At 54.6% G+C, this 6,633-nt stretch carries 8 protein-coding genes and 1 pseudogene; 5 read left to right on the top strand and 4 right to left on the bottom strand.

Annotation, left to right across the window (positions count from 1 at the left end; all coding sequences use genetic code 11):
• Positions 1 to 172: 172 nt before the first annotated feature.
• Positions 173 to 436 (bottom strand): DUF3146 family protein, encoded by a 264-nt coding sequence (locus Q0683_RS09410; RefSeq protein ID WP_298613765.1) that lies wholly within the window; start codon positions 434 to 436, stop codon positions 173 to 175.
• A gap of 15 nt (positions 437 to 451) precedes the next feature.
• Positions 452 to 2,044, bottom strand: a complete 1,593-nt coding sequence (locus Q0683_RS09405) for an Hsp70 family protein (RefSeq protein ID WP_298977420.1) — start codon at positions 2,042 to 2,044, stop codon at positions 452 to 454.
• Positions 2,045 to 2,164: 120 nt separating this feature from the next.
• On the opposite strand from Q0683_RS09405, the gene hemH reads away from it, so the two are divergent.
• The 3 genes from hemH (at position 2,165) to Q0683_RS09390 (ending at position 3,902) form a co-directional block, all read left to right on the top strand.
• Complete coding sequence (hemH, locus tag Q0683_RS09400) at positions 2,165 to 3,331, top strand: ferrochelatase (RefSeq protein WP_298613769.1); 1,167 nt, start codon at positions 2,165 to 2,167, stop codon at positions 3,329 to 3,331.
• Between the two features lie 91 nt (positions 3,332 to 3,422).
• Positions 3,423 to 3,695, top strand: a complete 273-nt coding sequence (locus Q0683_RS09395; RefSeq protein ID WP_298977419.1) for a hypothetical protein — start codon at positions 3,423 to 3,425, stop codon at positions 3,693 to 3,695.
• 36 nt (positions 3,696 to 3,731) lie between these two features.
• Complete coding sequence (locus Q0683_RS09390) at positions 3,732 to 3,902, top strand: hypothetical protein (protein WP_298613773.1); 171 nt, start codon at positions 3,732 to 3,734, stop codon at positions 3,900 to 3,902.
• Between the two features lie 3 nt (positions 3,903 to 3,905).
• Here the strand turns inward: Q0683_RS09390 and argC are convergent, their stop codons facing one another.
• Positions 3,906 to 4,958: an N-acetyl-gamma-glutamyl-phosphate reductase gene (argC, locus tag Q0683_RS09385; protein WP_298613812.1), complete on the bottom strand. Its 1,053-nt coding sequence runs from the start codon at positions 4,956 to 4,958 to the stop codon at positions 3,906 to 3,908.
• A gap of 203 nt (positions 4,959 to 5,161) precedes the next feature.
• Between argC and Q0683_RS09380 the strand changes: the two genes are divergently transcribed.
• Together Q0683_RS09380 and Q0683_RS09375 are read left to right on the top strand one after the other, a co-directional pair.
• Positions 5,162 to 5,491, top strand: coding sequence for an Hpt domain-containing protein (locus tag Q0683_RS09380; RefSeq protein WP_298613775.1), 330 nt, complete (start codon positions 5,162 to 5,164; stop codon positions 5,489 to 5,491).
• A 5-nt stretch (positions 5,492 to 5,496) separates the two neighbouring features.
• Positions 5,497 to 6,189 (top strand): DUF1995 family protein, encoded by a 693-nt coding sequence (locus tag Q0683_RS09375; protein ID WP_298613778.1) that lies wholly within the window; start codon positions 5,497 to 5,499, stop codon positions 6,187 to 6,189.
• 7 nt (positions 6,190 to 6,196) lie between these two features.
• Here the strand turns inward: Q0683_RS09375 and Q0683_RS09370 are convergent.
• A pseudogene (locus Q0683_RS09370) lies at positions 6,197 to 6,633 on the bottom strand (serine/threonine protein kinase); the annotation flags it as partial.

Here is a 6,633-nt window from a genome sequence, read left to right as displayed (position 1 = left end):
CTTTTGATCAAGGCTTAACCCCAACAATCCAGAGACAAAGCCCCCCATAAAGGCAACGGGTTTTTGACTCAACTCCTTGAGAAGGGGCGCTAATTCGCTCAAGAACATAGGCTATCTGGCAATATCAGCACAGGTTTCTTCCCTGATTGTAGCTTAGGCACAAGGAAACAGCCTAAAATTTAGCACGAACCACAAATTCATAATTGCCTCCCGGCTCTAGTTGGTAGTCCTGCGCCTCCAGAAACCGCCCCAAGGGTTCTTTAATGAGGGCACGCCCTAAAGTAGGGGAAACCAGAAGTTTTTTCGCCTTAAATTGCCAGCAAAATTCCCACTGGTACTCGCCGGCGCAGACGTAGCCACGAATGTGACCCTCTTGCCAACTTTGGGCAATGATGCGGACATAGGCGGTGGTTTGGGGCAGGGGATGACTGGCCACAACTCAGGGAATTGGTTAGCGCAATTGGGTCACGATTTGATAGTTAATGAGACGCTCTTGGGTCAGTAAGTCGTCAACGGTGACCCGCAGTTGGCGATCGCCATCCACTTGAAAGAGAACACGAAGGCGATCGCTCCCCGGATAGCCAGGGGGATCCAGTTTGGCGAGGGTTTTGCCCTGGGGGGTGTCATTCAGGGGCTGCACCGTGCGTTCACCGGCGCTGCGGGTAATCAGGCGATCGCCATCAAAAAAGATTTCCACGCCCCCTTGCTCATCTCCCAATTCCCCAATCACCAGTTCAATACTGGGCTGCCCCTCTGTGGAGGCTCCTAAAATCAACTCCACGGGTTCGCTCATGGGGTAGGGTTGACCGCGGTGGATAATCGGCTGCCAGCCATGACGATTAAGCTTTGCATCCCAAAAGCGAATGCCGTAGCTGTGGTAGAGAAAATCCTTAAGCTCCAGTCCTTGGGTCACTGCTAGGGCACCCATGGCCACCGCTGTAAAGGGCTGTTGGGCGTTGATCTTTGGGGCGTCAAAATACTCCGCCACCCATTTTTGCACCGCGGGAATTTGCGTGGTTCCCCCCACCAACAGCACCGCATCAATCGTGTCAGGGGTGATCCCTTGGCGGCGGGCCTGTTGTAGCACTTGGCCAAGAGCCTCATCGAGGCGTTGGAAAAACTGCCGCCGGTGGAGAATCTCCTCCAGTTCAGCTCGCTCCAGCCGCAGTTCAAGGGTGGTGAATGTTTCGCTGTCAAAGTACACCTCTTGGGCGTAGAGCTGCTGCGACAGTTGAATTTTTAAGCGTTCGGCAAGGCGCAGGAGCAGGCTATTGGCGGTCATGCCCCGCTTCACCCACTCATCCACAATCCAGTGGTCAATGTCTGTGCCCCCTAAACTCAAGCCCGCCTTGGCAATCACCCGCGCTGTGCGGGGACGTTGGTTGTCGCTTGAGACCCACCGGCGATCGCCCCACTTGAGAATAAATCCCAAGGGACGGCTCTGGCGTTGATCAGTCTTGAGTTCCACAAGGGAGAGATCGAGGGTGCCGCCACCAAAGTCAATGACCAGGATTAGCGGGCGATCGGCCACCCCATACCCCAAAGCTGCAGCCGTGGGTTCATCTAGGAGGCGAATTTGCTCAATGGCCAAGCCCTCACACACCTGCAAGAGCCAACGGCGATAGGTCTCAAAGCTATCCACCGGCACTGTAAAGATCAGTCCCTGTTCGAGATCGCCGCCCCCAGTGTGTTGGAGGTCTTTCAACAGCGCCTGCAAAAACCAAGTGCCAATGGTTTCAAAGCTCAAAGAACGGCCCTCTAACGTCGGCAAATAGCCCTGTACCGTGGTGCCAATGCCCCGCTTAAAGCGCGAGAAAAAGCGGCGATCGCTCACCACATCCAGCCCGCGATCGCGCACCTGCTGCCCCACCACCACCAGCGGAACACTGGCATCCGCCACATAGACCAAGCTGGGAATGAGGGCAGGCACTTCGCCAAACCCCACCGACAGACCCGAAAGGGCTACCGCTTCCGCAGTTTGGGTAGCCTCATTCCACCGTGCAATTAACGTATTGCTGGTTCCGAAATCAATTGCGTAGGTCACCGTTTAACCACACGAACAGTCTTGTCTAATCCTTACCTTACCGATATTTCTACCCCCTGAGACCCTGAGAGTATGTCACAATAAGAAAGCGATCGCGAAAAGATTTAGGTGATTTTGGGAATGGCGAGCCAAACAGGTGTACTACTTCTCAATTTAGGGGGGCCTGATCGCCTCGAGGATGTGCGCCCCTTTTTGTACAACCTGTTTTCCGATCCGGAAATTATTCGCCTACCCTTCCGTTGGCTGCAAAAGCCCCTTGCTTGGTTTATCTCCACAAGCCGTGCGCGTCGCTCTCAGGCCAACTATGCCCAAATTGGGGGCGGCTCTCCCCTAAGGCGGATTACCGAACAGCAAGCCCGTGCCCTGAAAGAGGCCCTAGCACGCATTGGCATTGAGGCGAACTTGTACATCGGTATGCGCTACTGGCACCCCTTTACGGAGGAGGCGATCGCCCAAATCAAAGCAGATCACATTCGCGATCTGGTGATTTTGCCCCTTTACCCTCAGTTTTCCATTAGCACCAGTGGCTCCAGTTTTCGCCTGCTGGAGAGTCTTTGGCAACAGGACCCGGAATTGCAAAAAATTCGCTACACGCTAATTCCCTCTTGGTACAATCACCCCGGCTATGTGGCCGCCATGGCAGATTTAATTCGCCAAGAATTAGATCAGTGCCCCAACCCCGAGGAAGCAGTGATCTTCTTTAGTGCCCACGGCGTGCCCAAAAGCTACGTCACTGAAGCCGGCGACCCCTACCAAGAGGAAATCGAAGCCTGCGTAAAGCTGATTATGGCCGCCCTAAATCGCCCTAACTCCTATGTATTGGCCTACCAAAGTCGGGTGGGGCCGGTGGAGTGGTTGCAACCCTACACCGAAGATGTCATTCCCAAATTGGCCGCCCAAGGGGTGAAAACCCTTGTTGTGGTGCCCATTAGCTTCATTTCAGAGCATATTGAAACCCTCCAAGAAATTGACATTGAGTACCGCAAGATTGCTGAAGAAGCGGGGATTGAAGTCTTTCGGCGAGTGCCTGCCCTCAACGATCACAGCGGCTTTATTGGTGCCCTTGCCCAACTGGTGAAGGAGGCCCTGGCGGCGCCACCCCGTACCTTTGCTGAGGTGAACAAGTCGCGTAAGCGGGTGAAACTCTATCCTCAAGAGCGCTGGGAATGGGGCATGACCTCTGCTGCCGAACGCTGGAACGGTCGCTTGGCCATGCTGGGCTTTTTAGCCCTGATCATTGAGTTGATTAGTGGCCAAGGGCCATTGCACATGCTGGGGCTACTTTGAAAAAGTTGCTGCTCTATGGCGATAAGAATCTTAAGGTTTTCGATAAAATAGAGAGTAACCTCACCGGCAAAGGCCTACCCTTGTGTCTGAATTGCCCAAACCGAAATTTGACAAAGAAAAATTCCTCTTCCCCACCAGTCGCTACCACGGTGCCTTTACACCGCAAAACTTGGCCTTTAATGCCAATTTGCAAGAATTTGCTCAACGGGTAAGCTATATTTGCGGTCTGGAAACCGGCGGTAAGATTAGCCCTGAGGAAGCCTACCATCAAATTAAGGCGCTTTGGAAGCAACTGAAGAAATCGCGAGACTTACTCTTTGCCAATGTTCCTCCTGAGGAGGGCACGGAGAGTTCATCCTCCTGAGGAGGACACGGAGAGTTCAGATAGTGATGAGTTCTAATGGCTCGCTTGACGCCGACAACGCTACTGTTAAGCCTGAGTACTGCTCCCTTTCTGGCAGCTTTGTGCCTAGGGCAGGGACTATGGCGGATGGGACTGTCCTTGAGTGCAAGGAGTACGGAGCTGTTACGGCGCGATCGCCTGCCCTTAGTTGAACGGGATGAAACTTGAGGTCTAGGGATAAAAGGCCACCTGTGGCAGACCCATGGTCTCTGGCCAATCCATCATTAAATTTAAGCACTGCACGGCTTGGGAGGCCTGCCCTTTCATCAGGTTATCAATGGCAGACATGACAATAATGCGTCCGGTGCGCTCATCTACCTCGATGCCAATAAAACAGGCATTGGTGCCCCATGCCCATTTAGTCTGCGGATAGAGGCCAGGAGGCAGGATATTCACCCAAGGGGAATGGCGATAAAAGGCTTGATAAATCGTGATTAAATCCTCGCGCACTAAACCCGGATCTCGCAGCGTGGCATAGACGGTGGCCAAAATTCCCCGCGGCATGGGCACAAGGTGGGGCGTAAACTGGACAAGCACACTTTGACCGGCTAGCTCGCTACAGATAGCCTCAATTTCTGGGGTATGGCGATGGCGGGCAACACTGTAGGCGGCAAGGGAGTTATCAGCCTCTGCGAGGAGGAGATTGATTTTGCCCTGACGCCCGCCACCGGAGGTACCGGACTTGGCATCAATAATCGCCGTATTTGGTTCAATCAAACCCTGCTTCATCAAGGGAGCGAGTGCCAGCAAACTAGCGGTGGGATAACACCCCGGACAACCAATGAGGGAACTTTGGCGGATGCGATCGCGATAGAGTTCTGGCAAACCATACACTGCTTTTTGAGCCGTGGCGCCATCTTCGCGGGGTTCCCCGTACCACCGGGTGTAGGTTTTCAAGTCCTGAAAGCGATAGTCCGCCGATAAATCCAGTACTTTGCAACCCTGCTCAAGAAGTTGCGGGGCAAGTTTGCAGGCAAGGCCATTGGGCAAAGAGAGAAACACCACTTGGGCGCGATCGCGAATCACCTCCACGGAGACGGGTTCCACCGTGAGATTCACCCGACCCTGCAAATGGGGATATAGCTCTGTGTAGGGGCGACCGGCACTGCCCTCGCCGCCAAGGTAGGTAATCTCCACTTGGGGATGGTCAAGGAGTAAACGCACCAGTTGGACGCCCCCATACCCAGAGGCTCCCACAATCCCCACCGTCACGCGATCGCCCATAGTTCCTCGATATTGTCGCTGCTGTTGGCTCAACCACTGCGATAGTGCCATTCAATTCCTTATTTCGCCAAGGGGGCAAGCCACGGTGATGAAGTTAAGAATTGTTACAAATTTGGCCTTGGGTTTCCTCTCCTCGTCCTTGAACAGCCCTAGCTTGTACAGGCTACAATAACGACGAAGAATCTGTCGGGGACAATGAATTGATGACATCGCCGATTGACTGGGATTATCTCGCGACCCTTTCGGGGGGCGATCGCGAGTTTGAATTGGAATTGCTGCAAACCTTTGTCGAGGATGCCCAGCAACGCCTCCAGACCTTGGCTAACGCCGTCAATCAAGGCAACATTGAGCAAATTAAGCGGGATGCCCACCATCTCAAGGGAGCCAGTGGCAATGTTGGCATTACTGCCATGCAAACCATCGCTGCCCAACTGGAACAATCCACAACCCCGGAAACGCTTTCCCAAGCAAAAATGCTGGTGGAAGAGCTACAACACCTGTTTGCCACCGTTGCTAGTGAGGTCTCCGCTTAGCCCCTATGTTGCCCCCCGATAGTCTGGAGACTGCCTTCAGCCAAGCGCAACAGGCCACCCAGGCGGCGCTCCAAAAGGGTAAAAACCGCCTGCAAATCGAGATCCTGTTGCCGGAACTCAACACCATGGCTTTTGCCGCTAACTATCTTTCCCTCTTTACAGAATTCGGTTCTGATCTCAAGGTCTTTTTTGCCGATGCCGGATCCGCTGCCCTGGCCCGTCGAGAATGGGGTGAAACTGCCTATAGTGTGCGGGGGGTGAATGAATTACTGACGCCTATTCAACCCAGCGATCGCGCCATTGTCATCGTCGCCCCCACCCCTGTAGAAGTCAACGCCATTGAGCAGATGTGTGAAACTGCTGGCGATCGCCCCTTTATCCTTTTGAACCCAAGGCTTCAGGATGTGGCGGTCGTTGGCATTGGCTACGCCGGTCGGCGATTGCGGGAGCGTTTCTTGAACACCCTCGAACCCTGCTATTACCTGCGTCCTCTGGCAGAAACCATCATTCTCTGGCGTTGTTATCCGCAACCGTGGCAAATTTGGCAATACGGTGAAACAGCCCCCACCTGTCTTGCAGAATTTGAGCAACGCCCCAGTCGTGAAGACATTGAGCGTGCCCTGGTGCCCCAAGGCAAACCCCGCGGGCAGGGAGTGTTTAGTCGCTTAGGTGCCTTCTTGCGAGCACTTCAGAATTAGCCCATCCCTAGGGGGTGCTCGGTTCAGTGTGACTGTTACTGACTGGCGGGGGTGACACCTCAGGCATTGCGTCTGTCGGTGGCGGTGGCGAGGGTTCAACGGTGGTGGGGGGGGCGACGGGAGGCTCTGCGCTCCTTGGGGACTTTGGGGGTTTTGGAGATAGAGATGGCGGAGGAGTCGGTGTTGGCTCTGGGGATGCTTCCTCAGGACTCGGGCTAGGGGTGGGAGTTTCTGTCGGCTCTGGGGTGGGCGGTGGTTCTGTAGGGGTTGGTTCTGGCTCTGGGGTCGGTGTGGGGGTGGGCGTCATCTCCACGGGTGGCACGACAGTTGGCAGCGTCGGTGGAAATTCCTGCTCCTGAGGACGCAGGGGAGGAGGGGTCACTGTGTCCACGGGTTGATTGCGTAGAAATAGCCCCAAACCAATGCCCGCCAAGCTGCCAAAGA

This window comes from uncultured Thermosynechococcus sp. (genome assembly GCF_938074695.1).
In the GTDB taxonomy this organism is placed as follows: domain Bacteria; phylum Cyanobacteriota; class Cyanobacteriia; order Thermosynechococcales; family Thermosynechococcaceae; genus Thermosynechococcus.
Note: the sequence above shows the minus strand (reverse complement) of the source record. Positions and strands in the feature narration are given on the sequence as shown.

Excerpts from the sequence above, each read along its gene's own strand:
- hemH (WP_298613769.1), top strand. The coding sequence starts at position 2,165 with ATGGCGAGCCAAACAGGTGTACTACTTCTCAATTTAGGGGGGCCTGAT.
- Q0683_RS09390 (WP_298613773.1), top strand. The coding sequence starts at position 3,732 with ATGGCTCGCTTGACGCCGACAACGCTACTGTTAAGCCTGAGTACTGCT.
- argC (WP_298613812.1), bottom strand. The coding sequence starts at position 4,958 with ATGGGCGATCGCGTGACGGTGGGGATTGTGGGAGCCTCTGGGTATGGG.
- Q0683_RS09380 (WP_298613775.1), top strand. The coding sequence starts at position 5,162 with ATGACATCGCCGATTGACTGGGATTATCTCGCGACCCTTTCGGGGGGC.
- Q0683_RS09375 (WP_298613778.1), top strand. The coding sequence starts at position 5,497 with ATGTTGCCCCCCGATAGTCTGGAGACTGCCTTCAGCCAAGCGCAACAG.